Here is a 24,636-nt window from a genome sequence, read left to right as displayed (position 1 = left end):
GTGAGTGGTAATGACGGTTAGAACCGTCATTACCACTCACGATCGGTAGGGTCGTTCGGGTGACTTCCGAGCGCAGACGCTGGCGGGTGCGGCTGCGCGATCACCGTGGGCGGATCCTGGGCGCCGGGACCATGCTCGACGGCGAACACCTCCTCACCTGCGCTCACGTGATCGAAGGCCACGACGACGTCGCCGTGGATTTCGTGGCGTTTCCCGGTGTGGAGCCCGGAATCGCCACGATCCTCGCGCAGGCCGCGCCCATCGGTGACGACGGCGGGGACATCGCGTTGCTCCGGTTGCGCGACCCCGAGGAACGGATCTCCGGCACCCCGCTCCACCGGACGGCTCTCGAAGACGGCCAGCGAGTCCGCGCGTACGGCTTCCCGCGTGATTCGGACGGCATGTGGTCGTTGGCGACCGTCGTCGGCGACGGCGGGCACGGGCTCGAGCGCGTCCAGTTGCACCGCACTCCGGACGCCGAGCCGATCACCCACGGCTTCAGCGGTTCCGCGGTGATCGCCGACAAGACCGGCCATGTCGTCGGGATGGTCGCGACCCGGTACGCGACCGAGGCCGCCCGGGTCTCGTGGATGATCCCGGTCGAGACCATGCTCGGGTACCTGCCGGTCCTGCGCCGCTGGGCCGAAGGCAGCCCCGCGATCGACCCCAGTTTCGTGCGGTACCCGGAACCGCCCTCGATCGATCCGCGGTTCGCCCGCGAATTCGCCGGGTGGCTCGGCGGGCACGGCAGGGCGGACGTCCGGGTGATCATCATGGGCGCGGACGACTCCGCCGTCGCCGCCTCCCTGCGGCGCGCCGTGGTCCTCGCCGACCGCGAACGCGGCGTGGGCCGGAGCGTGACCGGGCCGACGGTCCCGCCGCTGGGCAGTGTCGTGCTCGCCGTCGACGCGGTCGGCAAGACCGCCGAAGAGGTCCGCCGCCGGATCTCCGATCGGCTCGACGTCGCCGCGGATTCGCCCGCCGGCCACCATGGGGCCGCCCGCACCGTCGTCGTCTACGGGATCGACGAAGCGGCCGAGCCCGACGCGCTCGTCGGTGAGGTGCTCGTGCCGCTCGCCCAGCGCGCGCACGAACTCGGGCTGCGGCTCGCGCTGGCCTTCCGCGAGGAGACGTCGCCCGGGGTGAGCGTGGTCCGGTCGAGCACGGACGTCCTGCCCGCCGCCGAGGACGACACCGAGGGCCGTCTCGCCCTGCTGGAAACCCGGTTGGGTGAACTGGACGCTCTGGAGAAGGACAATCTGGGCGACGCGCCCCGTTTCTCCGACGCTCCGCACGTCCATCCCAAGGCGCGACGGCTGAGAGGCGCGTTGACGCAACTGCGTTCGGCGGAGCGGGACGGTGACACGGATTGGGTGAAACGGCAGCTTCCGGTCTGCGAGCGGGCCGTGGCCAAAACCGTCGAGCGCGCCCGCGACCTCCGTCGCCTCCTCGACGACAACCTCGCGCGGCGCGCGGAACTACGTGCCAGGCTCGACGCGTACGGGGAGATGGCCCGTAACAGCGGCCTCGTCGAAGACGTCGAACTGGATGCCGCCTACGCACCCGCCTGGCGGATGCTCTTCGAAGGACCGTGCGACCTCGCGGCCGCGACGTCGGCCGTCGAGCGATACGCGGACACCGTACGGAAACGGATCGACGGATGACGGCTTGCGGATGGGACGGCTGCCCGGGTGTGCTCGGCAAGACCGGCTTCTGCAAGCTCTGCGGATTGCCGCCAGGGCCACCGGAAGAGCCCGCGCGGGAAAAACCGACCCTGGTGATCCCCGGCCCCGGCGAGGCGCCGACCAGGATCACCAGCACGGTGGTCACCCGGTCCCAGCAGATCGCGGGCCACGCGAGCGCGGACGACCGGGTCCCGCTGCCGGTCGTCGAACTCCCGGATGTCGCGGGCCGCCTGCTCACCGAGCCGCATGTCCCGGAGGAGGAACGGTTCTGCGGCAAGCACGGGTGCACGGCGACCCCGGTCGGCCGCTCGATCGGCGGCGGACCCGCGCCCACCGAAGGGTTCTGCCCGGTCTGCCGGACGCCGTTCTCCTTCGCGCCCAAGCTCGCGGCCGGTGACGTCGTCGACGGCCGGTACCACGTGCTCGGCTGTGTCGCGCGCGGTGGACTCGGGTTCGTCTACCTGGCGACGGATTCCGGGCTCGGCGACCGGTACGTCGCGCTCAAGGGCCTGATCAACACGAACAACACCGCCGCCGTCCGGATCGCGGAGACCGAAAGCCAGGTGCTCACCGCGTTGGACCATCCGAACGTCGTCCGGATCCTCGACGTGGTCGAACACGAGGGACTCCGCTACATCGTCATGGAGTTCGTCGATGGGCTTTCCCTGCGGGAGGTCAAGAATCGCGGCCGGGCCGGGCTGGACTCCAGCGAAGGACGGCTGCTCGTCGAGCACGTCGTGGCGTACGGGCGCGAGATCCTGACCGCGCTCGACTACCTGCACGGCGAGGGCCTGCTGTACTGCGACATGAAGCCGGACAACGTGATCCACGGCGAGAAGCGGATCAAACTCATCGATTTCGGCGCCATCCGCAAGATCACCGACGACGAAAGCCCGATCGTCGGCACCGAGCACTATCAGGTGACTCCGGCGGAACGGGTGAAACACGGGCTCACCGTCCGGTCCGACATCCACACCGTCGGCGTGACGCTGCGGGAGCTCTTCCAGGCCAGCGACGGCTGGTCGGTCACCACCGACGCGCGGGGTGTGCGGTTCGGCATCGAATCGTTCCTCCGGGTCCTCGACCGCGCGACCGCCCCGTTCGAGCAACGGTTCGCGACCGCGCGCGAGATGCTGGTCCAGCTCGACGGGGTGCTCGGCGAAATCCTTTCCTTGCGGGACAAGCAATCCCGGCCCGCCGGATCGACGTTGTTCGCCGAAGGGGCGGTCCTGCTCGACGCGGGGCTCGGCCAGGCGCCGCCGCTGGAGCACTGGACGCGGGGTACCCCCGTCTCGCTCGGCGCGCGCCCGGCCGCCGGGGAGATCGCCGTCGGTCTCCCGGTGCCGCGCGAGGATCCGGACGACTCCCAGGCGAACTTCCTTCGTGCCGTCCGGGCGCCCGATGCCGCGCGGCTGCTGAAGAAGCTCGACAAGGTGCCGGGTTCGGTCGAGGTCGAGTTCCGCCGATGCCGGGCGCATCTGGAACTCGGGGCGACCGTCGAAGGCGCGCTGGCGGTGGCGGAGGCCGAACGGCTGCTCGGCGAGCGCGCCGCCCACGACTGGCGGGTGGCGTGGCACCGGGGCCTGCTCGCGCTCGGCGCCGGCGATTTCGCCGCGGCCAAGGAGAAGTTCACCGCCGTGTACCGCGACATCCCCGGCGAGGAGCCGCCGAAACTCGCGCTGGGACTCTGCGAGGAGCACCTCAACGGCGCGGCCGCCGCCGAGCGGTACTACGACGCGCTGTGGGTCCGGGACCGGTCGCAGGTCAGCGCGGCGTTCGGGCTCGCGCGGGTCCGGCTGCTGCGCGGCAACCGCGCCGCCGCCGTCGAAATCCTTGACCAGGTCCCGGAATTCTCGCGCTACGACGAGGCCGCGCGGATCGCCGGGGTGCGGGTGCTGTCCGCGCCGATGCCGGGGACGGGTGACCTTCCCGCGTCGGCCGAACTCGACGACGCCGTGGTCCGGCTGACCGCTTTGGATCTCGACGGTGACTCCCTCGACAGGCTGGTGACGGCCGTGCGCGAGACGGGACTGGCCGCCGTGCTCCTCGGACGGGACGGGATCGCCGAAGGCGGGATCCTGCGCGCGGACGAGACGGGTGCCCGCACGGTGCTGGACAAGTCGTACCGGCGGCTCGCCCACCACGCGCCGGCGCCGGAAGCGCACGACGTGCTGATCGATCTCGCCAATTCCGTGAGACCGGTGACTTTGGTGTGAAGGGGGACTGATGAGGGAGCCGAGTCTGGGCCTCGAAGTGCACCAGAACAAGTTCCTGGCCGAGGGGGACCGGGCGATGACCGCGATCGTCCGGGTCGTCTCCCGCGGCGGGGCGGCGGCCGGGTCCAGGACGGCCGCCGAAGTCCTGATGATCGACTGCTCCAGTTCGATGCGCTTCCCCAGCACCAAGATCGGCGAGGCCCGGCGGGCGGCAGCGGCGGCCATCGACGTCCTGCCCGACGGCGTGCGGTTCGCCGTCATCCAGGGCACCGACCGCGCGAAGATGATCTACCCGGCCGAAGACGGCCTGGTGACCGCCTCCGCGGCGACCCGGGCGGAGGCACGCGCCGCCGTCGAGCACCTCGCGGCCGTCGGCGGCACCGCGATGGGCGCCTGGCTCGCCAAGGCACGGGACCTCTTCGAACTCGTGCCCGACGCCGTCCGCCACGCCATCCTGCTCACCGACGGCCGCAACGATTCGCAGACCAGAGCCGACCTGATGAGCGTGCTGAACAGTTGCGAGGGCCGGTTCGTCTGCGACGCCAGGGGGATCGGCGACGGCTGGGAGCCGGCCGAACTCACCCTGATCGGCCGGGTGCTGCGCGGGAACGTCGACTCGGTCGTCGAGGACGACAAGCTCGCCGAGGATTTCCGGCAGCTGGTCGAGAGCGCGATGACGAAGGTGCTGCCCGAGGTCCGCCTGCGCGTCGGCACCATGCCGTTCAGCAGGCTGCGCTCGGTCAAGCAGGTGTTCCCGGACGAATACGACCTCACCGACCGGTGCCGGGAGGTCGCCGTCCGCGAGCAGGAGCTGTCGCTCGGTTCGTTCGCGGGCGACGAGACGCGGGATTACCAGCTGATCCTGGATCTGGATCCGGATCTCGAACCCAGCCACGGGCAGGACCGTCAGCTGGCGTGGACCGAACTCGTCCCCGTGCCGGGAGCCACGGTCGAGGAGGACGCGCTGGCCATCGCGGGGAGGTGGACCCACGACCCGGTCCCGCCGACGCTGATTCACCCGATGGTCTCGAAATACGCCGCCCAGGCCGACCTCGGCGAGGCGCTGACCTCCGGCGGCGACGCCTACGCGGCGGGCGACCAGGCCGGGGCCGAGCGGGCCTGGGGCCGGGCGGCCGCCTTGGCCACGGCCGCGGGCGACGAAGAGACGCTCAGTCGTCTTGCGGGGGTAGTGGAGATCGTCGACGCGGAGAAAGGTGTCGTGCGCCTGCGGCCGGACGCGACGCGCAGCCACGCGTTGCACGTCGTCATCCCGTCGAGGGTTTCGGAAATCGCGCTTCCGCAGGAAGATCGGCCGATGCCCGAAGGAGAGCCGCTCACCTGTCCCGTCTGCCCCGCGCTTTCGCCCGCCGGGGCGAACTTCTGCGTCGGCTGCGCGAGATCGTTCGGCGAGGCGGTTTCGTGACGGCCACCCGGGTGCGGCTGGTCCGGCTCCGGACCGCCCTGCTGGCACTCACCCTCGCGGTACTGGTGGTGTCGCTGTGGGCGTTCCAGAACGTCCAGAACACGGCGGAGACCGTCCGCGACCGCACCGCGCACGCGGTACTCGAAGTGACCGCCGCGCGGGCCGCGCTGGTGGCCGCCGACGCCGCGGCGATCGCGAGTTTCGCCTCCGGCGAGGCGAAACTCGCCGGACCGGGGCAGGAGTACTCGAACCAGCTGGCGCTGGCGAGCCAAAGCCTCGCGAGGGTCGCGGAGTTCAACCAGGCGGGTGAAGAAGGCGGTAACGCGCTTCAGGTGATCGAAAGCCAGGTCGCGGCCTACTCGGGCTCCATCGGGCAGGCCGACGTGCACTTCCGTCAGCCGGATGCCGCTGTCCTGGGCGCGGTCGATCTCTGGCACGCCTCACGGTTGCTGCACGCTCCGGGCGGTGTCCTGGAGGAGCTGGAACTGTTGCAGGGCAGGCAACGCGAGGCACTGAACCGGCAGCTGACGTCCACCGGGATGAGCCTCGCGATGCTCCCGCTGTGGCTTCTGCCGGTGCTCGCGCTCCTGGTGCTTCTGGTTCTCACGCAGCTGTATCTGAGGAAACGGTTCCGCCGCGTGGCGAACGTCCCGCTGCTCGCGGCGACCGTGCTGATCGCCGCCATCGGCGTCGCCCTGGTGTTCACCCTGGTCAGCCGTGGCCGGCTGGACTCGGTCGGGGAACGGCTCGACGGCGTCGCCGCCGCCCGGGCCGCGCAGATCCAGGCGGCCGACGAAGACGGCCAGCGACGGCTCGCCGATCTGCTGGCCGGGTACTGCGACGAGGAGCAGGGATGCGGGGTGACCGTCGACGGGTTCCGGGAACTGGCAAGGCAGGCAGGCACACCGGCGACCGACAACACGCGGGTGGCCACGGCGGGCGCGAGGGCGGTGGCGGCGGACGCCTCCGCCGCGGCCGAATCCGGCGGGCGGGAGTTCCTGATCCCGGCGGGCACCCTGCTCGCGGGTGGGCTCGTCCTGCTCGGCCTGCACGCCAGGATCGACGAATACCGGTACCGCCCGTGAAACGCCTGCTGGCCTTGGTGATGGCGCTGTCGCTGGTCGCGGGCGGCTGTTCGGCGTCGGCGGAAGACGGGCCCGTCGTCGTCCTCGCGTCGTGGACCGGGGAGGAGGAGAGGGCGTTCCGCCAGGTGCTGGACGCTTTCAAGGCCGACACCGGGATCGACTACCTCTACGAGGGCACCCGGGCCGTCGACCAGGTGCTCGCTTCGGACGTCCAGCGCGGCACGCCGCCGGACGTGGCCGTCCTGCCCAACGCCGGGGTGCTGGCGAAGTACCAGAAGTCGGGCGACCTGCTGCCGCTCGACGAAGATCTCTCCGCCGCCGTGACCCGGTCCTTCAGCCCGCAATGGGTCACGCTGCAGCAGATCGGCACCGAGAGGTTGTACGCGGTCGCCGTGAAGGCCGATCTCAAGAGCCTGATCTGGTACGACCCGGCGCGGATGACCGGGATCCGGCCCACGACGTTCGCCGGGCTCCGCGAGTACTCCGCCGGGCTGACGGCCGCCGGGGGCACGCCCTGGTGCGTCGGGATGGGCGCCCCGCCCACCTCGGGCTGGCCGGGAACCGACTGGATCGAGGACATCCTGCTGCACTCGGCGGGCCCCGGGAAATACCGGCAGTGGGCGTCGGGCGGGCTGGAATGGACGTCGCCGGAGGTCAGGCAGGCCTGGCTGGACTGGGGTTCCGTGCTCGACCCGGCCGCGATCCGCGGCGGTGCCGCGGCCGCCCTGCTGACCGACTTCGGCGACGCGGGCAAGCCGATGTTCACCGACCCGCCCGGCTGCGCGCTCGAACACCAGGCGTCGTTCATCATGAGCCGGTACCAGAACTTCAAGCGCCCCGACGGGACGTTCCCGAAGCCGGGTACCGATTTCGACTTCCTCACCTTTCCGGGGCAGGACGTCTCCGAGGTCGCCGCCGACCTCGCCGGGATGTTCCAGGACACGCCTGGAGCGCGGAAGCTGATCGCCTTCCTCGCTTCGGAGAAGGCACAGCGGATCTGGCCGTCGATTCCCCGCGCGAACGCCTTCTCCGCCAACCGGAAGGCAGGCCTCGACGTCTACCCGGATCAGGTGAGCCGGAGGGTCGCGGACACGATCACCTCGGCGTCCGCGCTGTGCTTCGACGCCTCGGACCTGATGCCCGCGACGATGACCGGCGCGTTCCACCGTGCCGTCCTGGAATACCTGAGCAACCGGGACCGCCTGGAAATCCTGCTGAAACAACTCGACGACGTCCGGCGGAGCATCCAGCCCGGCGAATGGTTGAAAATCCATTGTGGACAGTAAGGAGCATCGGTGAACGACCTGGCGCGGTTCCCCCTCGAAGGCGGCGGTTCGGTGGTCGTCGAGATCGACCCGGTCCCCGGCACCTCCCGGGTCTCCCGGCGTGACGACCTCGTCGAGGACGCCAAGGGATCCTTCGAAGCGGCGCTCGCGAACGTCAAGGACGCGGCCGTGGCGGCGCTGGACACCTTCCGGTCGATGACCAGGGGGCCGGACGAGGTCGAGCTCAAGTTCGGCGTCAAGCTGACCGCGCAGGCGGGCGCGGTCATCGCGAAAACGGGCCTGGAGGGGAACTTCGAGGTCAAGCTGAAATGGGCAAAGGAGACCGAAGCCTGAACCCGGATCACGCGTGATCGAAGGCGTAATTCGCGTGATCAGATCCGTAACTCACGTGCTTGAAGCCGTAACACGTCCCCACCGTGTCTTCCGGCTCCGATCACGCGAGTTACGAGTCCAAGCACGCGAGTTACGGCTTCAAACACGCGAGTTACGGCCTAACGCCCGAGGCCCCGGATCAGCACCATCACCGATTCCCGCACGTCGGTCCGCGTCCGCTTCGGCTGGAACGCCTGCCAGTCGAGGGCGACCACCAGCATCGTGCCGAACAACCCGGCCGCCGCCGTCGGGATCTGGACGCCGTCGGGCAGCCGCCCGGCGGCGTCCAGCCGGTGGAGCTGCTCGCGCACGATCGAGATGATCTCCTCGCGCAGCAACGTGAGCGTCTCGTGCCAGGTGCCGGGCGTGCGCCACATCTCGCTCACCAGGATCTGCGAGAAACCGGGGTATTCGGCGATGAACTCCAGCGCACCGTCCACTTGCGACTCGATGACGTCCATCGGGTCGCCGTCGCCGGTGGCCGCGCGCAGCCGGTCCGCGAGCACGCCGACGCCGTAGCGCAGCAGCGCGTCGACGAGACCGTCCTTGCTGCCGAAGTTGTAGTAGACGGTGCCCTTCGCGACCTTCGCCTCGGCCGCGATGTCGTCCACCGTCAGGCCGACGAGGCCGCGGCTGGCGGAGAGCCGCAGCGTCGCCTCGAACAGCTTCTGCTTCGTCGCCTCACCCCGGGGACTCACAACGCGAGCTCGGGTTTCAGCGCCGAAACCGTCCAGGTGCGCCGTTTCCGCGCGGCCAGCGTCGAGACCAGGATGCCGCCGACGAGATACGCGACCAGGACGCCGATGTCACCGAGGATCTCCATCGAGGCGCCACTGTAGAGCAGGTGCCGGAACCCGTCGATCGCGTAACCCATCGGCAGCGCGATGTGCAGCGGGTACAACGCGTCCGGGATGGTCTGCCACGGGAACGTGCCGCCCGCGCTGACCAGCTGCAGCACCAGCAGTACCAGGCCGAGGAACTTCCCGACGGCACCGAAGAACGCGTTGAGCGCGTGCACCACGGACGTGAAGGTCAGCGACACCAGCACGGCGAACCCGATCGCGCCGAGCGGATGCGCGACGTCGATGCCGACCAGCCAGGTCACCGCGCCGAACAGCACGATCACCTGCGCGATCCCGAGCAGCGCCGAGGACAGCCAGCCGCCGAGCGCGACCTTGAACGGCGACGCGCCGGCGGTCAGCGCGCGGGTCGAGAGCGGGCGCAGCAACAGGAACAGCACGAACGCGCCGATCCAGGTCGCGAGCGAGATGAAGAACGGGGCGAGACCGGCGCCGTAGGTCCCGGCCGAGGCGACGCCGGAGGAGTTGACCGCCACCGGGTCGGCGATGGTGTTGGCGGTCGCCGCGCGGGTGGGGTCGTCCGGGTTCGGGATCTCCTTGAGCCCGGCGGCGAGCCCGTCTCGCAGTTGCACCGCGCCGTCGGCGAGCTGGTTCGTGCCGGTGACCGCGGACTTCTCGCCGTCGTTCAGCTTCGCGGCGCCGTCACGGATCTGGTTCGACGCGTCGGCGGCCTGCGCGATGCCGCTGGTGAGCTGCGGGGTGGCCGAGGCCAGCTGGTGCGCGCCGTCGGACACTTGCCGAGCGCCGGACGCGAGCTGGGCGAGCTGGCTGTTGGCGCCCTGGATCTTCGTGTTCGCCTGGTCGACCGGTGACCGGAGGGTGTCGAGGCGGCTCAGGATCTCCTGCACCTTCGCCTCGGGGGCGCCGAGGTCGCGCAGGTCCTGCGCGAGCTGGGTGCGGTGACCGTCGAGTTTGGCTTGGATGTCCCCGGAGGCCGTCGCCGCGAGCGAGGCGGCGTCGGCGACCTTCTGGTTCCCGTCGGCGACCTTACCGGCGCCGTCAGCGAGCTTCTGTGTCTGCGCGGGGAGCTCGGCGGTACTGGATTTCAGGGTGCCGAGCCCGGTCGCCAGCTGGGAGCTGCCGGAGGCGAGCTGGGAGGCGCCGTCCGCCAGTTGCTGCTGCCCGGTCTTGAGCTTGCCCGCGCCGTCGGCGAGCTGCGAAGCGCCGGTCGAGGCTTCCTGGATCTTGCCGTAGATCGTGGAGAAACCGACCAGGAACTTGTCCGCGGCCTCGCTGCCGACCTTCTCCGCGATCGTCTTGCGGACCTGTTCGGCCACCTGTTTCGCGATGGTCCCGGACAGATAGTTGTTCGCGTCGTTGGTGGTCAGCGTGATCGTCGCCTGCTGGGGCTGGAAGTTGCCCGAGGACAGCAGAGCGGTGGAGAAATCGCGCGGGATGCCGATCGCGAACGAGTACTTGTCGTCGCGGACGCCCTTCGCCGCCTCCTCCGGGGACACCTCGTGCCACTGGAAGGTGCCCGACTTGACCAGTTCGTCGGTGACCTCGCGGCCGACGTTGCGTTCCGCGCCGGCCGAGTCCTTCGCGCCGGTGTCGGCGGTGAAGACGGCGGCGGGGAGCTTGTCGAGGCGCGAGTACGGGTCGTAGTTCGCGTAGAGGTAGAAGGACGCGTAGAGCAGCGGCACCAGGACGAGCGCGGCCATGGCGAGCTTCGGCAGGGTGCCGCTGCTCAGCCGGCGCAGCTCGTTGGCGGCGATCCGGACGGGGTTCATTCCTGGTCTCCTGAAGTCTTTTCGATCTCCGCGGTTTCGGCGGGTTCGGGCTCGACGGGCGCGCAGCGCACGGGGTCGGGCTGGTCGAGGGCGCCGCAGAGGGCGGGTTTCTCCGGCAGGGCCGAAACCGGGGTGGTGGCGGTCAGCACGATGACGGCGAGGCCGCGCTCGGCGTGCTCGCGGGCGAGCTTCGCCCAGCTGTCGACGTCGCTGGTGTGCCGGTCCGGGGTGTCGAGCACGAGGACGCCGACCCCCTCGCGGTCCGCGGCCAGCGCGGTGAGCAGCCGCGTGCGCGTCACCGGTTCGATATTCTCGAAGCGGGTGGTGGCGAAAGCCGCGGCGTCGTGCTCGGCCAGCCACTTCGCGACGGCGGCCTTGTTCGCCGGGCGTTTCGCCAGTTCGAGTTCTTCCCCGACGACGACCTGCAGCGACAACGCGCCGTCCGGCTCGCTCACGCCGGGGGCGTCGACGATCGCCACGACGTTCCGCGGGTCGCCGCCCTCGACCGTGACCGTCCCGGTGGCGGGCTTCAGCCTGCCTGCCAGCGCCAGCCCGAAGGCGGTGACGCCGACCCCTGGCTCGCCGTGCACGATCGCCAGCTCACCGCCCGAAACCGTGAGCGAGGTAGGCGACAGCAACGTGCCGTGGGGTCCGGTCACGGACACCCTGTCGGCTTGAACCCGCACGAAGAACTCCCAGGTCGGTGACACGGAACTTTGAACTGACTGGTCAGTTCAAAAGTTAGCCCTGACCTGGGAGGTGCACAACCGTGAGGGGCTCACGTCACACGCAAGAGTGACGAAACCCCCGCAAACCGGACGGGGCTAACGCAGGGCCGAAGCCGGATGGACCTCCCAGGACGTCCACAGTGGACGATAACCCTGGCGGTGCCAGAACACCGAAGAAAGCGGGTTGGTCGGGTTGTAGTAGAGGTACGTGCCGTCCGCGCCGCCCGCGGCGAACTCCTCGTGCACCGCCGCCATCAGTGTGCGGCCGAGGCCGCTCCCGCGCAGGGCGGGCACGGTGACGACGTTGTTGACGTACCCCCAGTGGCCGTGGGGGAGGAGTTCGGCCTCGGCCGAACCCGGCGACGAGGTGATCCAGGCGCCGTGCGCGAACGCGGCGATGCGGGCGTCCCGTTCGGCCAGCCACAGCAGCGGGCGATCCTTGGCGAGGGCGAGTTCCAGTGCCGGGGCGAGCAGTTCGGCGGCGTTCGGGCGGTACCGGGTGGCGACCTGGCCGATGTAGTCGTGCGTCGACACGGCCAGTGCGAGCAGGGTGTCGAAGTCTTCGTGCCGGGCCCGGCGGACGGTCACGCCGTCGGCGGCCGGATCGTCGCGACGGCGCCCGGTGCGCACGGCGAGCGCGGACATCGGCACCAGCCCGTGGTCGAGGAACGCGCGGATCGCCTCGGCGTCCCGGCTCGGCCAGTTGATCACGCAGGCCGAGTCCTCGCCGGGTGTTTCGGCGGCCATCCGCGTCCGCCACGCGCGCAGCAGCACGTCCATGCCCTCGGTGCCGGTGTCGCCGACGAACGGGAACAGCTGCCGCGCGTCGGCGGCCGACCAGAGCAGGGTGACGTCGTCCGGGCCGTGCAGCTGACGTTGCACCACGCCGGTGACCCGGACACCCGCCGCCGTGGCGGCGTCCACGCGCTCACCGCCGAGCGGGGGCGGCGCGGCTTCGGGCAGGAGCCGGTCGATCGCCGCGAACCGGGCGCGGTGCGCGTCGAGCAGCGTCTTCTCGATGTCCATCCCGTCCCCAGGGTCGACCGCTACCGCAGGGCCGCGGCGGGGCAGGCGGCCCACGTCGTCCACAGTGGACGATAACCCTGCCGGTGCCAGAACACCGGGGAAAGCGGATTGGCCGGATTGTACGAGACGAAGGTACCGCGCAGCGACGGCGAGAACAGCTCGTCGTGGGCGACGGCGGTCAGCGCGCGCCCGATCCCTCGTCCCCGCGCGGCCGCGGTCACCGCCAGCGTGCCGACATAACCCCATTCGCCCGGCGGCAGCCGCCCGGCGAGCGCGTCACCGGGGATCGGGGAGCGCTTTCCCGTGGTCACCATCCCCACCGTGACGCCTTCCTCTTCGGCGATCCAGACACGGCCGCCGAACTGCAGACCACGCCGGACCTCCTCCGCGAGCAGGGCCCCGGCCCCCGGCCGGACGACACCATGGCCGACGAGCGAGGTGTAGTGGAGTTCTTCGAGGCGCAGACCGACGATCTCCTCCAGGTCGCCGTGTGTCGACGCGCGGATGGTCACGCCGGGTACGGAGTACTCCCCGCCCGCCGCGGGCGCGCGGACGGCCAGCGCCAGTTGCGGCGCGAGCCCGTGGTCGAGCAGGGCCCGCGACACCGCGACGTCACGGCTGGGCCAGGTGACCGTGCACGACGAATCGGGTTCGTCGTCGCCGAGCGCGATCCGCTCGCGCCAGGCGGAGAGCAGCGCGCTCATCCCGCCGGCGGCGTCGAGCGGGAGGATCGCGGAGAGGATCTGCAGATGGGCCGGGCTCCAGAGCCGTTGCCAGGAACCCGCCGGGAACCGTACGTGCGCGATCGTCCCGAAGGCGCCGGCCGCCTCGACGGGTTCCCCGGCCGGGAGCGGAGGCGGCGGCGGGAGCATCGGGTCGAGTGCGGCGAACCGCGCCCGCTGCCGCTCCGCCGCCGGGGTCATCCCCGCTGGGTGCAGAAGATCGCCGTGCCGGGGAAGAGCTTGCCGCGCAACGGGCTCCACTGTCCCCACGTGCGGGAGTGACCCTCCGGCCAGGCGGGCTCGATGAGGTCGGTCAGCGCGAACCCGGCGTCGGCGAGCGCGCGGACGTAGTCGCCGAGGGTGCGGTGGTACTCGACGTAGGTCGCGACGCCCTCTTCGTCGACCTCGACGTACGGCGTGCGGTCGAAATACGGCTGGGTGACGGTGAGGCCCTGCGGACCGGGGTCGTCGGGGAAGATCCAGCGCATCGGATGGGTCACCGAGAACACCCAGCGGCCGCCCGGCCGGAGCACCCGGCGCACTTCGGCGAACACGGCGTCCACCGACGCCACGAACGGCACCGCGCCGAAGGCCGAGCAGGCCGCGTCGAAGCTCGCGTCGGCGAACGGGAGCGACTCCGCCGTCGCCTGCACGAGCGGGACGGGAGTGCCGGTCCGCTCGTTGCCCTCCCTCGCGTGCCGGAGCATCCCCGCCGACAGATCGGTCGCGATCGCGTCGGCGCCCTGCGCGGCGAGCCAGCGCGAGCAGGCCGCCTGTCCGCAGCCGACCTCGAGGATCCGCTTGCCGCCGACTTCACCCAGAAGTGCGACATCGGCCTCGCGGACGCCCTCCGGGCACCAGACGAAGTCCGCGTCGCCGAGGAAGCCGCCGTGGGTCGCCTGGTAGTCGTCGGCGTCGGCGTCCCACCACGCCAGGTTCGCGGCGGTGGCCTCCGGCGCCGAGACCGCCCGATAGGCGACCCCCGCGGTGCCGAGCCGCTCCTCGGCCTCTGCGTGCCGATCGGGCTCGGTGGCGGACTGCTGGCTCAAACCGATATCCTTTCCCCAGGTCAGGGCTTCGCGGGACAGTTTATCCGCCCGCCGTGATCGTGCGGGCGACCCTGATTGTGCCGTGTACAGGGGGCCGCGTAGGATACCTGTTAGCGCAGTGGGTTCGCGCTACTCTTTCCCCCGGTTCGCTCAGCGTCCGGGTCAGGGGGTCGCGTACCGGATGCGGTGATGCTCGCGGTCGTTCCCTGTGGACGTTTGCTTATGCGGTCGCCTCATGTCGGAAGCCCATGGTGCCCTAACTGCAAACCCACTACTTCCCATCCACCGGAGCAACCCGCCTAATGACGACCGACACCGCCACCGCCCCGACCGCCCCTGCCGGGCCCCAGCAAGTCGCTATCAACGACATCGGGTCGGAGGAAGACTTCCTCGCTGCGATCGACAAGACGATCAAGTACTTCAACGATGGCGACATCGTCGAAGGAACCATCGTCAAGGTCGACCGTGACGAGGTCCTGCTCGACATCGGCTACAAGACCGAGGGTGTCATCCCCTCGCGCGAGCTCTCCATCAAGCACGATGTCGACCCGGCTGAGGTTGTCACCGTCGGCGATGAGGTCGAAGCCCTGGTCCTCCAGAAGGAGGACAAGGAAGGCCGTCTGATCCTGTCCAAGAAGCGTGCGCAGTACGAGCGCGCCTGGGGCACGATCGAGGAGCTCAAGGAGAAGGACGAGCCCGTCAAGGGCACCGTCATCGAGGTCGTCAAGGGCGGCCTCATCCTGGACATCGGCCTGCGCGGCTTCCTGCCCGCGTCGCTGGTCGAGATGCGCCGCGTGCGCGACCTGCAGCCGTACGTCGGCCGCGAGCTCGAGGCGAAGATCATCGAGCTGGACAAGAACCGCAACAACGTGGTCCTGTCCCGCCGCGCCTACCTGGAGCAGACCCAGTCCGAGGTGCGCAGCGAGTTCCTCAACGCGCTCGCCAAGGGCCAGGTCCGCAAGGGCGTCGTGTCGTCCATCGTCAACTTCGGTGCCTTCGTGGACCTGGGTGGCGTCGACGGCCTGGTGCACGTCTCCGAGCTGTCCTGGAAGCACATCGACCACCCGTCCGAGGTCGTCGAGGTCGGCCAGGAGGTCACGGTCGAGGTCCTGGACGTCGACATGGACCGCGAGCGCGTCTCGCTGTCGCTGAAGGCGACCCAGGAAGACCCGTGGCGTCAGTTCGCCCGCACCCACGCGATCGGCCAGATCGTGCCGGGCAAGGTCACCAAGCTCGTCCCGTTCGGTGCGTTCGTGCGCGTCGAGGAGGGCATCGAGGGCCTGGTGCACATCTCCGAGCTGGCCGAGCGCCACGTGGAGATCCCGGAGCAGGTCGTCCAGGTCAACGGCGACGTGATGGTCAAGGTCATCGACATCGACCTCGAGCGTCGTCGCATCTCGCTGTCGCTGAAGCAGGCGAACGAGGGCGTCACGCCGGAGACCGAGTTCGACCCCACTCAGTACGGCATGGCCGCCGAGTACGACGCCGAGGGCAACTACATCTACCCCGAAGGCTTCGACCCGGACACCCAGGAGTGGCAGGAAGGCTTCGACAAGCAGCGTGAGGAGTGGGAGCGTCAGTACGCCGAGGCTCACACCCGCTACGAGGCTCACATGAAGCAGGTCCAGAAGGCTGCCGAGGCCGACGCCGAGGCCGCCGCGGACGCCGCGACCGGTGTCACCTCCAGCGACTCGGGCGAGCAGAGCTACACCTCCGCTCCGGCCGAGGCCAAGAGCGGTGGCACGCTCGCCAGCGACGAGCAGCTCGCGGCTCTCCGCGAGAAGCTGTCGGGCGGCGCGTGATCCAGGCGCTCAGCCTTTAGCTGACAGACAGCGGCCCCGGTCCTCTTCGGACCGGGGCCGCTTTCTTGTCCGCATTTCGTCCTCTGGATGCGTTCCTTGCACGCGCAACTACCGCATTCAGAGGACTGAATGCGGTAGAGGGGAGAAGCGGGTCAGGAGGTGGCGGTCCGGACGGACGGGACCGACGGCACCCAGATGCGTTCGAGCGCCGCGGCGCGGGCCTTGCGGCGGAGTCCGGCGAAGCTGTGCTTGGCGGGAACGAGGAGCGCGCTCAGCCACGTGCGCCGATATTCGGCGAGAGCGTCGGCCACGGGACGATGGAGGACACAGTGCACCAGGCCCGGCGTTCCGAGCCGGTGCCTTCCGGCGTGCTTACCGTCTGCCATCGTTCCTCCGTGTGGGCTACCTTCGCCGCGCACGGTACGCAATCAAGCCCCCGAAGCGCGGTAACCGCCCGGCGTGTCACCCATAAAGGTTGAGTCTCGCGTCACTATGAACTTGCCTTTTGTCTCCGTCTGTGCCGGATGTGCGCATCCCGTGACCCTGCGCGGTCGGCCCGGCTCGCGGCACTAGGCTGCTCGACATGCTGCGTGTGGGCCTGACCGGCGGGATCGGCGCCGGAAAATCGACGGTGGCGAACCGGCTTTCCGAGCACGGCGCCGTCCTCATCGACTCCGACAAGATCGCCAGGGAGGTCGTCGAACCGGGGACACCGGGCCTCGCGGAACTCGTCGAGGCGTTCGGGGAAGACATCCTCGCCGCCGACGGCGCCCTGGACCGGGCCGCGCTCGCCGCCAAAGCGTTCGCCGGCGAAGAGTCCCGCAAGCGGCTGAACTCGATCGTCCATCCGAGGGCCGGCGCCAGGACGGCCGAGCTGATGGCGGCCGCGGCGCCGGACGCGATCATCGTCCACGACATCCCGCTGCTGGTCGAAGGTGGGCTGGCGCCGATGTACCACCTCGTCGTCATGGTCGACGCGCCGGAGGAGGTCCGGGTCCGCCGCCTGGTCGAGGCGCGGGGAATGGCCGAGAACGACGCGCGAGCCAGGATCAAGGCGCAGGCCACGACCGATCAGCGCCGGGCGGTGGCCGACGTCTGGTTCGACAACAGCGGTGCGCCCGACATCGTGCTCGCCGAGGTCGACGCGCTGTGGGCGGACAGGCTGACCCCGTTCGAGGCGAATGTGCGGCTCCGCAAGCCACGCGCGCCGATGTCGCCGAAGATCGCGCCGTACGACGAGACCTGGCCCGTGCAGGCCGAGCGGGCGCTCGCGCGGATCCGCGTGGTGGTGGGTGACGACGCCGTGCGGGTCGATCACATCGGTTCGACGTCCGTACCGGGGCTGCCGGCCAAGGACATCCTCGACCTCCAGCTGACCGTGTCCACTTTGGACAAGGCCGACGAGCTCGCCGACGCGCTCTCCGACGCGGGCTTCCCGCGGGCGGACGGCGAGTGGTTCGACGACGCGCACGGTGAAGAGGGCACCTGGCCCAAACGGTTCCACTTCGGCGGCGACCCCCGCCGCCCGGTCAACCTGCACGTCCGCTCCCAGGAGACGCCGGCCTGGCGGCTCGCGCTGCTGTTCCCGGAATGGCTGCGGCGGAACCCGGACGAGCGCGACGCCTACGCGGCGGTCAAGAACGCCATGGCCGCGAAGCACGCCGGCGATGGAACGGTCGAGCAGTACACCGACGAGAAGCAGGTCTGGGTCGACGCCGCCTTCACCCGCGCCGAGGCCTGGGCGGAGTCGACCGGCTGGACGCCGTAAGCCTCAAGTCACACTCGGAATTCCCTCAACGCCGGCCACGCCGTCGCCCAGGCTTCGGTGCGGCCGGTGACCAGCCAGATCGGCATCCCGCGGCTCACGTTGCGGACACCGGCCGCGTTGTCCACGCGCGCGACGATCCGTGCGTCGGTGAAAGACCGGAGCAGCCGCGCGGGATCCGGACCGACGAACAGGACGCTGTCCGCGGTCTCGGGCGGATGGCCGAAGTACCAGAACCCGCGGCTCGGGCTGTACACGGCGGGCAGCCCGTAGCCGGCGCCGTACCGGTCCAGCGCTCCGGCCTGCCAGTAGCCGGCCGTGACGAGGGTGGTGCGCGCCCGCTGTTCGGGCGGGAGCCGGTGATAGGCGTCGGCGACCGAACGGGCGAGATCCGGCCAGCCGATCTCCTCCAGCGCGTACGCCGGGCGCGGTACATCGCGGCCCTCCGCGAGCCAGGCGGCGGGCCACACGGGCAGTGCGTAGGGGAGGGTGTACAGCGCGGAAAGCAGGAACACCGGCCAGGTCGGGATCCAGCGGAACCACCGTGACGGCTTCAGCTGTCCGAAGTGGACGGCCGCACCCGCCCACAGGACCCCGAACATGCCCGCGGCGTAGTAGTACCGGCCGTTGGACAGGATGAACAGCGCGATCACGCCGACGGTCGTCCAGCCGAGGAACCGGTAGGTGCGCAGCCTGGGCGAGAACGACAGAACCCAGAGTCCGTAAAGGACACCGACGACACCGATGCCGAGCCCGGCCCCGGTCAGCAGGGCGGGCAGGAACCCGGCGCGTCCGCTCCAGCCGCCGGTGGTCTCGTGGGCGATGACGTCGCCCATCTCCAGCTGCGGCCAGCCGTTCGCGGCCTGCCACCAGAGCGTGGGCACCATCGACACCGCGGCGATCGCCGCACCGGCCCAGAGTTTGGGCCTGCGCAAGAGATCCCGGGGACCGAAGAGCAGGATCGCGATCCCGGCGGCACCCCAGAACGTCGCGATGAGGAGCTTGACGTTCAGCGCGACCGCGGTCGCCACGCCCAGCCACAGCAGCAGGTTGTCGTCACGCGTCCGTATCCACCGGACGAGCAGCCACGCGATGAGCGCCCACAGCGCCGGATCGATCGTCGACGTGGCCAGGTAGTGCCCGCTGCCGAGGAACTGCCCGCAGATCGCGTACGCGGCGGCGGCGCGGGTCTGCGCCCGGCGGTCCCCGCCCATCTCGTAGGCGATGAGCCCGGTGAACACGACACCGGCGGCCGTCGCGAGGACGGCGGGCAGCCGGAACACGAAGACGTTGCCCGGCGCGAGCGTGTCCATCGCCAGCGCCAGGAACGGGAGCACCGGCGGCTGATCCGCGTACCCCCAGGCCAGCCGTTTGCCCGCGGAAAGGAAGTACAGTTCGTCGCCGAAGTAGCCGTAGCGCCACGCCGTCGCCAGCAGGACCGTCGCGGCCGCGGCGGCGAGCAGCCCCACCGGGAGCCGGGCGAACGCCGCACTGGACACGGTCGGTGTTTCGGCCGCGTGGGCGGCTTCCATCCATTCCTCGCAGATCCCTCGGGTGCCGGTCCTCTCGCACCTTACGTGCCACCGGCCTGGCGCGTCGGTCGTGCGAGGGCCGGTGAAGCCTCAGAAGCCCCAGTCCGTGAGCTTCGGCCATACCGTGTCCCAAGTCCCGTTCCGGCCGGTGGCCAGCCAGATCTTCATGCCCTGACTCGTGTTCGTGATCCCGGCCCGGTTGTCGAGCGCGCCGATCTCCTGGATCCGCGTGAAGTGCGGCACAAGCCCCGTAGGGTCGTTTCCGACGAACAGGACGTCCCGTGCCGATTCCGGCGGCCTCGGCAGCGTCGCGTAGCCACGATTCGGACTAGACGGCGACGGGAGCCCGAGCTCCGGTCCATAGTGGTCGATCGCGCTCGCCTGCCAGTACTTCGCCGCGATGACGCCGGTCCGGGACGGATCGGGCACGGTCCGGTACGCCCGGGCGACCGATTCCGTGATCTCCCGCCAGCCGATCTCCTCGACGGCGAAGACCGGCCGGGCCCACTCCGGCGCACTCGCCAGCGCCGCCCTCGGGAGGATCGGAAGCGATTGCGGGATCGCGAGCACCGCGGCCACGACGTACACCGGCCAGGTGGCGACCCAACGCCAGTACTTCGACGCCCGGCCCGCTTCGATCTCCACCGCCGCGGCCGCGAACAGCGGGGCGAACATCCCTGCCGCGTAGTAGTAGCGCCCGTTCGCGAGCAGGAACAGAGCGAGGACGCCGAGCGCGGTCCAGCCGAGGAAGCGGTACGGCCGCAGTCGTCCGGACCGCAGCAGCCGCCACAGGCCATAGCCGACCAGGATCATCCCCACCGGTACTCCGGCGCTGATCACCAGCGTCGGGACGAACGTGGCCCGTCCGCCCCAGCCCGCCGAGACCTCTTGGGAGATCGCCGCGCCCATGGTCAGCTGCGGCCATCCGTTCGCCGCCTGCCACACGAGCGTGGGCGCGATCATCGCGCCGGCGATCAGCGCGCCGAGCCACAGCGCCGGACGGCGGACGAGGTCGCGGGGCCCGGACACCACCGCGGCGATCAGCGCGACCAGCCAGAAGCCCCCGATGAGGAACTTCGTGTTCAGCGCGAATCCGGTGACCACGCCGCTCCAGAGCAGAAGCCCGTCCTCGCGGGTCCGCACCCAGCGTACGAGCAGCCAGATCAGCAGTGTCCACAGGAACGGGTCGATCGTGCTGGTCGCCAGGTAGTGTCCGCTGCCCAGCATCTGCAGGGACACCGCGAAGGTCGCCGCCGCGATCGTCTGCGCATTGCGGCCGCCGCCCAGTTCCCTGGCGATGAGCGCCGTCAGCACGACGCCGGCGACCATCGCCAGCATCGCCGGGATCCGCAGCACGAACGGCGAATCGGCGCCGAACGTGTCCATCAGCCGGGCCAGCAGCGGCAACAGGGGAGGCTGGTCGGCATACCCCCAGTCCAGATGCCGACCGGCCGCCAGGAAGTACAACTCGTCGCCGAAGTAGCCGTAGCGACCTGCCGTCGCCGCGAGAACCGCCCCCATCGCGCCGGCGATCGCCAGTACCGGTGTTCTGGCGAACGGCGCGACTTCCGCGCGTGCTCGTCCACCGGACCGTTCCCGTGGCCCCTCGGCCTCGATGATCATGGGTATCCGCCCCTCTCGATCGGTCATGCCCTTGATCGAGAGTCCCGCAACGCCGCCCTGCCAGGAATCCGTCGACCAGACACGGTCGGCTCGTCGAACGGATGAGGCAAGATCAACCGATCGATGGATGCGGCGGGTGGACGCGTCGCGGGCGCCCCGGATGACCGGGACGCCCGCGACGAGGTTCGGTGCTACTTGGTTTGCTTGCGGATGCGGTCACCGAGGTTCTTCATCGACCCGACGCTCGTCCACTGGCCTTCGAGTTCCTCTATGCCGCCGAGTAGCTTGCCACCCTCCTCCAGGATGAGGCCCTGCACGTCGGGGGCCATCGCCTTGGTGCCGGCGGGGACGCCCGCGATGCCGGGGGCGATACCCTCGTCGGTCTCCCTGAGGAAGAGCATCACGGGCGTGCCGGACGGGATCGCCCGGTTCCAGTCCGCCACACTGTGCTCCGGAGTGCCCGCCGCGTCGTTGAACCGCGCGCCCTGCCAGAGCGTCACGTAGACGTGTCCGTCCTTGATCTGCTCGGGCGAACTGACGCGGAACTTCTCGGTTACGCCGACCTTCATGACAACGGTGAGCGCGGGGTACTGTTCACCCTGTTCGGCCCGCACCTCGGCGCCCTGCAGGATCTCCACGACCTTGCCTGCCGCGATGACGTCGTGCCCGCCGGACTCGACCAGTTTTTCAGGCGATTCGACGGCCGCGAAGTCGTTGTCCACCTGCCGCAGCAGGGAGACGTCGACGGTCGACTGCTGCTGAGCCTGCTGCTGAGCCGCCACAGGAGCGGCAGGGGCGGCGGATTCCGACGGGGCGCCGCCGCAGGCGGTCGCCAACGCCGTGACCAACAGGGCCGAGCCCATGATCCGCAGTTTCCCCGCGCGGTTTAGGTTCCGCATGATTGTCATCGTCTCCTTCACCCGAACCAGGCGTTGATGTGGCCGCGGTGGTGCGCTGTCCACGTGCGGGTCCAGGAGCTGTCGATCGTTCCGGTCCAGCCGGATCGCTGGCAGCTCGACGTGTAGGGCGAGGGGTAGTGGTCGAGCCCGAGGGTGTGCCCGAGTTCGTGGCAGGTCGTCTTGCGGAACTGCCGGTTCTCGTAGGTCGAGCTGGAGTAGTGGCTGCGGACGAGCGGACCGTTGATCCGGGTGAGGTAGCGATCGCACCTCCCGCTCGACCATTTCACCACGCACCGCGCGTCACCGATGGCGCCGCTGGACAGGCTCAGCTCCTGCCAGACGATGTCGGTTTGCCCACTCCCGCTCAGATCGCAGGTCGAATGGTACGAGCGCTTCGCCGAGGTGTTATTGTGCATGTAAACCATCGAATTGTAGATCTGCGTTCGCACGGCACTCGTCGGCGGGTAGGCTGTCGAATAGCAGTAGATATGGTTGCCCTTGTCCGGCCGGAAATTGCTGTTGAACGGCCATGTGTCGGCGGACGCTTGCGGCGCGACCAAGGTCAGTGGCAGGGCAACCAGGGCGACCAGGACCGTGATCGTGTATCTGAGGTACTTCCGATAGACATTTCTCATGCGACTCCCCAATCAGTGCATGGACCTGCCGAGCCTAATCGGGTTCTACTTTCGTAGGTACCTACTTTCGCGCTGCTGATATGAGCCGGACGGCCTAATTCGGGCGTAACTTGTCAGTGAATCGCGGGTAGTGGAGTGAGTGATTTTCCGCCTGCCGTCGCCGAACGGGGGTCGATCGATGGATGCCGGTGGCTCAATGCCGCCGCCAGCCGAGCACGATGTCGTTTGTGGACAGCCAGCCGCGCAGATCGTGGCCGTGGGTGGCCAGCCCGTCGACGGTCGTGTGACTGATACCGAGCGCGCGTTCGCCGTCGGCGGGGGAGAGCAGCCCGGCGGTGACCGCGGCGAGGAGTTCGTCGGTGTCGATCACCTGGACGGACTTCTTGTCCCGCAGAACGAGATCGAGATAGAGATCGGTGGCCACCCACACGCCGTTCTCTCGGCGGATGTCGACGACGTCGAGGTAGAAGTCCTGATCGCGTTCGTGGCCGGGGTTGAACCAGAAATCGGTGATCCGCAGGCCGAGATCGGGCAGCAGCCATGACTCGATGTAGTGGAACTGCGTCCGCCCCGGCGTCGGCCGCGCCATGTAGAGGCCGAAGGGTTCTTCGCGGTATTCGTCGACGTCCCGCACGAAGCCCTTGGGATCGGTGTTGGTCTTCGCGGCCGGGTCGAAGTACTCGACCTTCGGCGGATGCAGCGCGGTCATGCGCCCATCTTGGAAGGCGCCGACGCCCGCGAACACCGCCCAACCGGGTGGACGATCACGGTTTCGCGGTTCCGGGGGAGTAGCGCCGCTCGGCCGGATAAGGTGCGCTGGTTCCGCCATAGGGGTGAGTGGGAGTCGACGCATGTTCGGGATCATCAGGCCGTGCCGCCACCGGCTTTCCGCGGGCCTGCACGCGGAGTGGCTCGCCCATCTCTGCGGTCTTTGCCTGGCACTGCGCGACGAACACGGACATCTCGCCCGAATGGTGACGAACTACGACGGCTTGATCATCTCGGCGCTCGTCGAAGCCCAGTCGCCGCGTGCGGAAGGACGTCGCGACGCCGGCCCTTGCCCGCTCCGGGCGATGAAGGGGACGTCGGTCGCGAAGGGCGGCGGTGCCCAGCTCGCGGCGGCGGTCTCCCTGGTGCTGGCGTCGGCCAAGATCGGCGACCACGTCGAGGACCGCGACGGTGCCTTCGCGCGGCGTTCCGTCGCACTGGCCGCGAGGCGGGTCGCGACGCGCTGGGCGGATCAGGGTAGCCGCACGGGGATCCGGGTCGGTTTCGACACGGCGGTCCTGACCGAGGCCGTCGACCGGCAGGCCGAGATCGAAAACGCCGTCCGCCTGGGTGATTCGGCCGTTCTCGCCACCGAACCGGCCGAACTGGCGACGGCGGCCGCGTTCGCGCACACCGCGGTCCTCGCGGGCCGTCCGGAGAACGCCGCGCCGCTGGCCGAGGCGGGGCGCCTGTTCGGCAGGGCGGCTCACCTGCTCGACGCCGTCGAGGACCTCGCCGAGGACGAGGCCGCCGGGGCGTGGAACCCGCTGACGGCCACCGGCACCGACATCGCCGAGGCGCGACGCTTGTGCGACGACGCCGTGCTCGGTGTCGAACTCGCCCTTCGCGAAGTGAGGTTCGAGCAGCCGAAGCTGATTCACGCGCTGCTCGTGCACGAACTGCGGCAGGCGGTGCGACGTTCCTTCGGGCACAACCTCAGCGGTCACGGGCACGGCCCCCAGCAGCCGCCGCCGGGCTGGATCGGGCCCGGACCCCGGCCGCAACAGCATCCCCATCAGCCGTATCGGCAGCAGCCCTACCCCCAGCCGCCCTACCCGCAGGGCGGACACCAGGCGCCGCCGCCGGGGCCTGTCCCGCCGCAGGGCGCTCCCGGTGGCGGAGGCCCACCGCAGGAGCCGCCGAAGAAGAAGCGGAAGCACGGCGGCCCGCCGGCCGACGGCCAGGGCGGCTGCTGCTGGACGCCGAAGTTCCGGGTGCCCGCTCGGCCGAGAGGGTTCTTCTTCGGCTGCGCGGTGGCGACCTACATGTGCTGTTCGTGCCAGTTCTGCTGCCGGGACCCGTTCCCCGGGGCGTGGAGCGGGAAGCCGCACGAGGCCTGGTGCAACAACTGTGACGGTTGTGACTGCTGCAACTGCTGTGACTGCTCATGTTGAGCTGACCAGGGGATCGAAGAAACTGTCGGACCCAGC

The 24,636-nt window shown here is 70.0% G+C and carries 21 protein-coding genes; 9 read left to right on the top strand and 12 right to left on the bottom strand.

What is annotated here, in order from left to right:
* Positions 1-59 precede the first annotated feature (59 nt).
* From ACZ3HL_RS32570 to ACZ3HL_RS32545, 6 genes are read left to right on the top strand one after another with little or no spacing between them, the layout of a single operon-like run.
* Positions 60-1,664, top strand: coding sequence for a S1 family peptidase (locus tag ACZ3HL_RS32570; RefSeq protein ID WP_465535211.1), 1,605 nt, complete (start codon positions 60-62; stop codon positions 1,662-1,664).
* Positions 1,661-3,901 carry a serine/threonine-protein kinase gene (locus ACZ3HL_RS32565; RefSeq protein WP_465535210.1) on the top strand — a complete coding sequence of 747 codons (2,241 nt, stop codon included), beginning with the start codon at positions 1,661-1,663 and terminating at the stop codon, positions 3,899-3,901. The genes ACZ3HL_RS32570 and ACZ3HL_RS32565 overlap by 4 nt, the downstream gene beginning before the upstream one ends.
* Positions 3,902-3,911: 10 nt before the next feature.
* On the top strand, positions 3,912-5,324 hold the full coding sequence (locus tag ACZ3HL_RS32560) for a VWA domain-containing protein (RefSeq protein ID WP_465412989.1): 1,413 nt from the start codon (positions 3,912-3,914) through the stop codon (positions 5,322-5,324).
* A complete protein-coding gene (locus tag ACZ3HL_RS32555) occupies positions 5,321-6,409 on the top strand; it encodes a hypothetical protein (protein WP_465412990.1) in 1,089 nt (362 codons plus the stop codon). Before ACZ3HL_RS32560 ends, ACZ3HL_RS32555 begins: the two co-directional genes overlap by 4 nt.
* Entirely contained in the window at positions 6,406-7,695 is a 1,290-nt protein-coding gene (locus ACZ3HL_RS32550; protein WP_465412991.1) for an ABC transporter substrate-binding protein, read from the top strand. The genes ACZ3HL_RS32555 and ACZ3HL_RS32550 overlap by 4 nt, the downstream gene beginning before the upstream one ends.
* 9 nt (positions 7,696-7,704) lie before the next feature.
* Positions 7,705-8,028: a CU044_2847 family protein gene (locus tag ACZ3HL_RS32545; protein WP_465412992.1), complete on the top strand. Its 324-nt coding sequence runs from the start codon at positions 7,705-7,707 to the stop codon at positions 8,026-8,028.
* Positions 8,029-8,186: 158 nt separating this feature from the next.
* Here ACZ3HL_RS32545 and ACZ3HL_RS32540 read toward each other — a convergent pair whose 3' ends face one another.
* The 6 genes from ACZ3HL_RS32540 to ACZ3HL_RS32515 form a co-directional block, all read right to left on the bottom strand.
* Complete coding sequence (locus ACZ3HL_RS32540; protein ID WP_465535209.1) at positions 8,187-8,765, bottom strand: TetR/AcrR family transcriptional regulator; 579 nt, start codon at positions 8,763-8,765, stop codon at positions 8,187-8,189.
* Positions 8,762-10,657 carry a YhgE/Pip family protein gene (locus ACZ3HL_RS32535; protein ID WP_465535208.1) on the bottom strand — a complete coding sequence of 632 codons (1,896 nt, stop codon included), beginning with the start codon at positions 10,655-10,657 and terminating at the stop codon, positions 8,762-8,764. Before ACZ3HL_RS32535 ends, ACZ3HL_RS32540 begins: the two co-directional genes overlap by 4 nt.
* Positions 10,654-11,343 carry an ATP-binding cassette domain-containing protein gene (locus tag ACZ3HL_RS32530; RefSeq protein WP_465535207.1) on the bottom strand — a complete coding sequence of 230 codons (690 nt, stop codon included), beginning with the start codon at positions 11,341-11,343 and terminating at the stop codon, positions 10,654-10,656. The genes ACZ3HL_RS32535 and ACZ3HL_RS32530 overlap by 4 nt, the downstream gene beginning before the upstream one ends.
* A gap of 138 nt (positions 11,344-11,481) precedes the next feature.
* Positions 11,482-12,411, bottom strand: coding sequence for a GNAT family N-acetyltransferase (locus tag ACZ3HL_RS32525; RefSeq protein ID WP_465535206.1), 930 nt, complete (start codon positions 12,409-12,411; stop codon positions 11,482-11,484).
* A gap of 20 nt (positions 12,412-12,431) precedes the next feature.
* Positions 12,432-13,334, bottom strand: coding sequence for a GNAT family N-acetyltransferase (locus ACZ3HL_RS32520; RefSeq protein ID WP_465535205.1), 903 nt, complete (start codon positions 13,332-13,334; stop codon positions 12,432-12,434).
* On the bottom strand, positions 13,331-14,182 hold the full coding sequence (locus ACZ3HL_RS32515) for a class I SAM-dependent methyltransferase (RefSeq protein WP_465535204.1): 852 nt from the start codon (positions 14,180-14,182) through the stop codon (positions 13,331-13,333). The genes ACZ3HL_RS32520 and ACZ3HL_RS32515 overlap by 4 nt, the downstream gene beginning before the upstream one ends.
* Before the next feature lie 302 nt (positions 14,183-14,484).
* Between ACZ3HL_RS32515 and rpsA the strand changes: the two genes are divergently transcribed.
* The gene (gene rpsA / locus ACZ3HL_RS32510; protein ID WP_192741575.1) at positions 14,485-15,984 is read left to right on the top strand and encodes a 30S ribosomal protein S1; all 1,500 of its coding nucleotides are present in this window, start codon (positions 14,485-14,487) and stop codon (positions 15,982-15,984) included.
* 152 nt (positions 15,985-16,136) lie between these two features.
* Here rpsA and ACZ3HL_RS32505 read toward each other — a convergent pair whose 3' ends face one another.
* On the bottom strand, positions 16,137-16,370 hold the full coding sequence (locus tag ACZ3HL_RS32505; protein ID WP_034315945.1) for a hypothetical protein: 234 nt from the start codon (positions 16,368-16,370) through the stop codon (positions 16,137-16,139).
* Positions 16,371-16,567: 197 nt separating this feature from the next.
* Between ACZ3HL_RS32505 and coaE the strand changes: the two genes are divergently transcribed.
* Positions 16,568-17,752: a dephospho-CoA kinase gene (gene coaE / locus ACZ3HL_RS32500; protein ID WP_465535203.1), complete on the top strand. Its 1,185-nt coding sequence runs from the start codon at positions 16,568-16,570 to the stop codon at positions 17,750-17,752.
* Between the two features lie 8 nt (positions 17,753-17,760).
* On the opposite strand, the gene ACZ3HL_RS32495 is transcribed toward coaE, so the two are convergent.
* The 5 genes from ACZ3HL_RS32495 to ACZ3HL_RS32475 all read right to left on the bottom strand — a co-directional run bounded on the left by ACZ3HL_RS32495 (position 17,761) and on the right by ACZ3HL_RS32475 (position 23,147).
* Positions 17,761-19,281, bottom strand: a complete 1,521-nt coding sequence (locus tag ACZ3HL_RS32495; protein ID WP_465535202.1) for an ArnT family glycosyltransferase — start codon at positions 19,279-19,281, stop codon at positions 17,761-17,763.
* 90 nt (positions 19,282-19,371) lie between these two features.
* Positions 19,372-20,904 (bottom strand): ArnT family glycosyltransferase, encoded by a 1,533-nt coding sequence (locus tag ACZ3HL_RS32490; RefSeq protein ID WP_465535262.1) that lies wholly within the window; start codon positions 20,902-20,904, stop codon positions 19,372-19,374.
* 191 nt (positions 20,905-21,095) lie between these two features.
* A complete protein-coding gene (locus ACZ3HL_RS32485) occupies positions 21,096-21,803 on the bottom strand; it encodes a hypothetical protein (protein WP_465535201.1) in 708 nt (235 codons plus the stop codon).
* Positions 21,804-21,820: 17 nt separating this feature from the next.
* Positions 21,821-22,438: a hypothetical protein gene (locus ACZ3HL_RS32480; RefSeq protein ID WP_465535200.1), complete on the bottom strand. Its 618-nt coding sequence runs from the start codon at positions 22,436-22,438 to the stop codon at positions 21,821-21,823.
* Between the two features lie 193 nt (positions 22,439-22,631).
* Positions 22,632-23,147 carry a ribonuclease FAU-1 family protein gene (locus ACZ3HL_RS32475; RefSeq protein ID WP_465535199.1) on the bottom strand — a complete coding sequence of 172 codons (516 nt, stop codon included), beginning with the start codon at positions 23,145-23,147 and terminating at the stop codon, positions 22,632-22,634.
* A gap of 142 nt (positions 23,148-23,289) precedes the next feature.
* Between ACZ3HL_RS32475 and ACZ3HL_RS32470 the strand changes: the two genes are divergently transcribed.
* The gene (locus ACZ3HL_RS32470) at positions 23,290-24,600 is read left to right on the top strand and encodes a DUF5685 family protein (protein ID WP_465535198.1); all 1,311 of its coding nucleotides are present in this window, start codon (positions 23,290-23,292) and stop codon (positions 24,598-24,600) included.
* Positions 24,601-24,636 lie beyond the last annotated feature (36 nt).

Source organism: Amycolatopsis sp. NPDC000009 (assembly GCF_055563465.1).
This window is presented reverse-complemented; position numbering and strand designations above follow the sequence as displayed.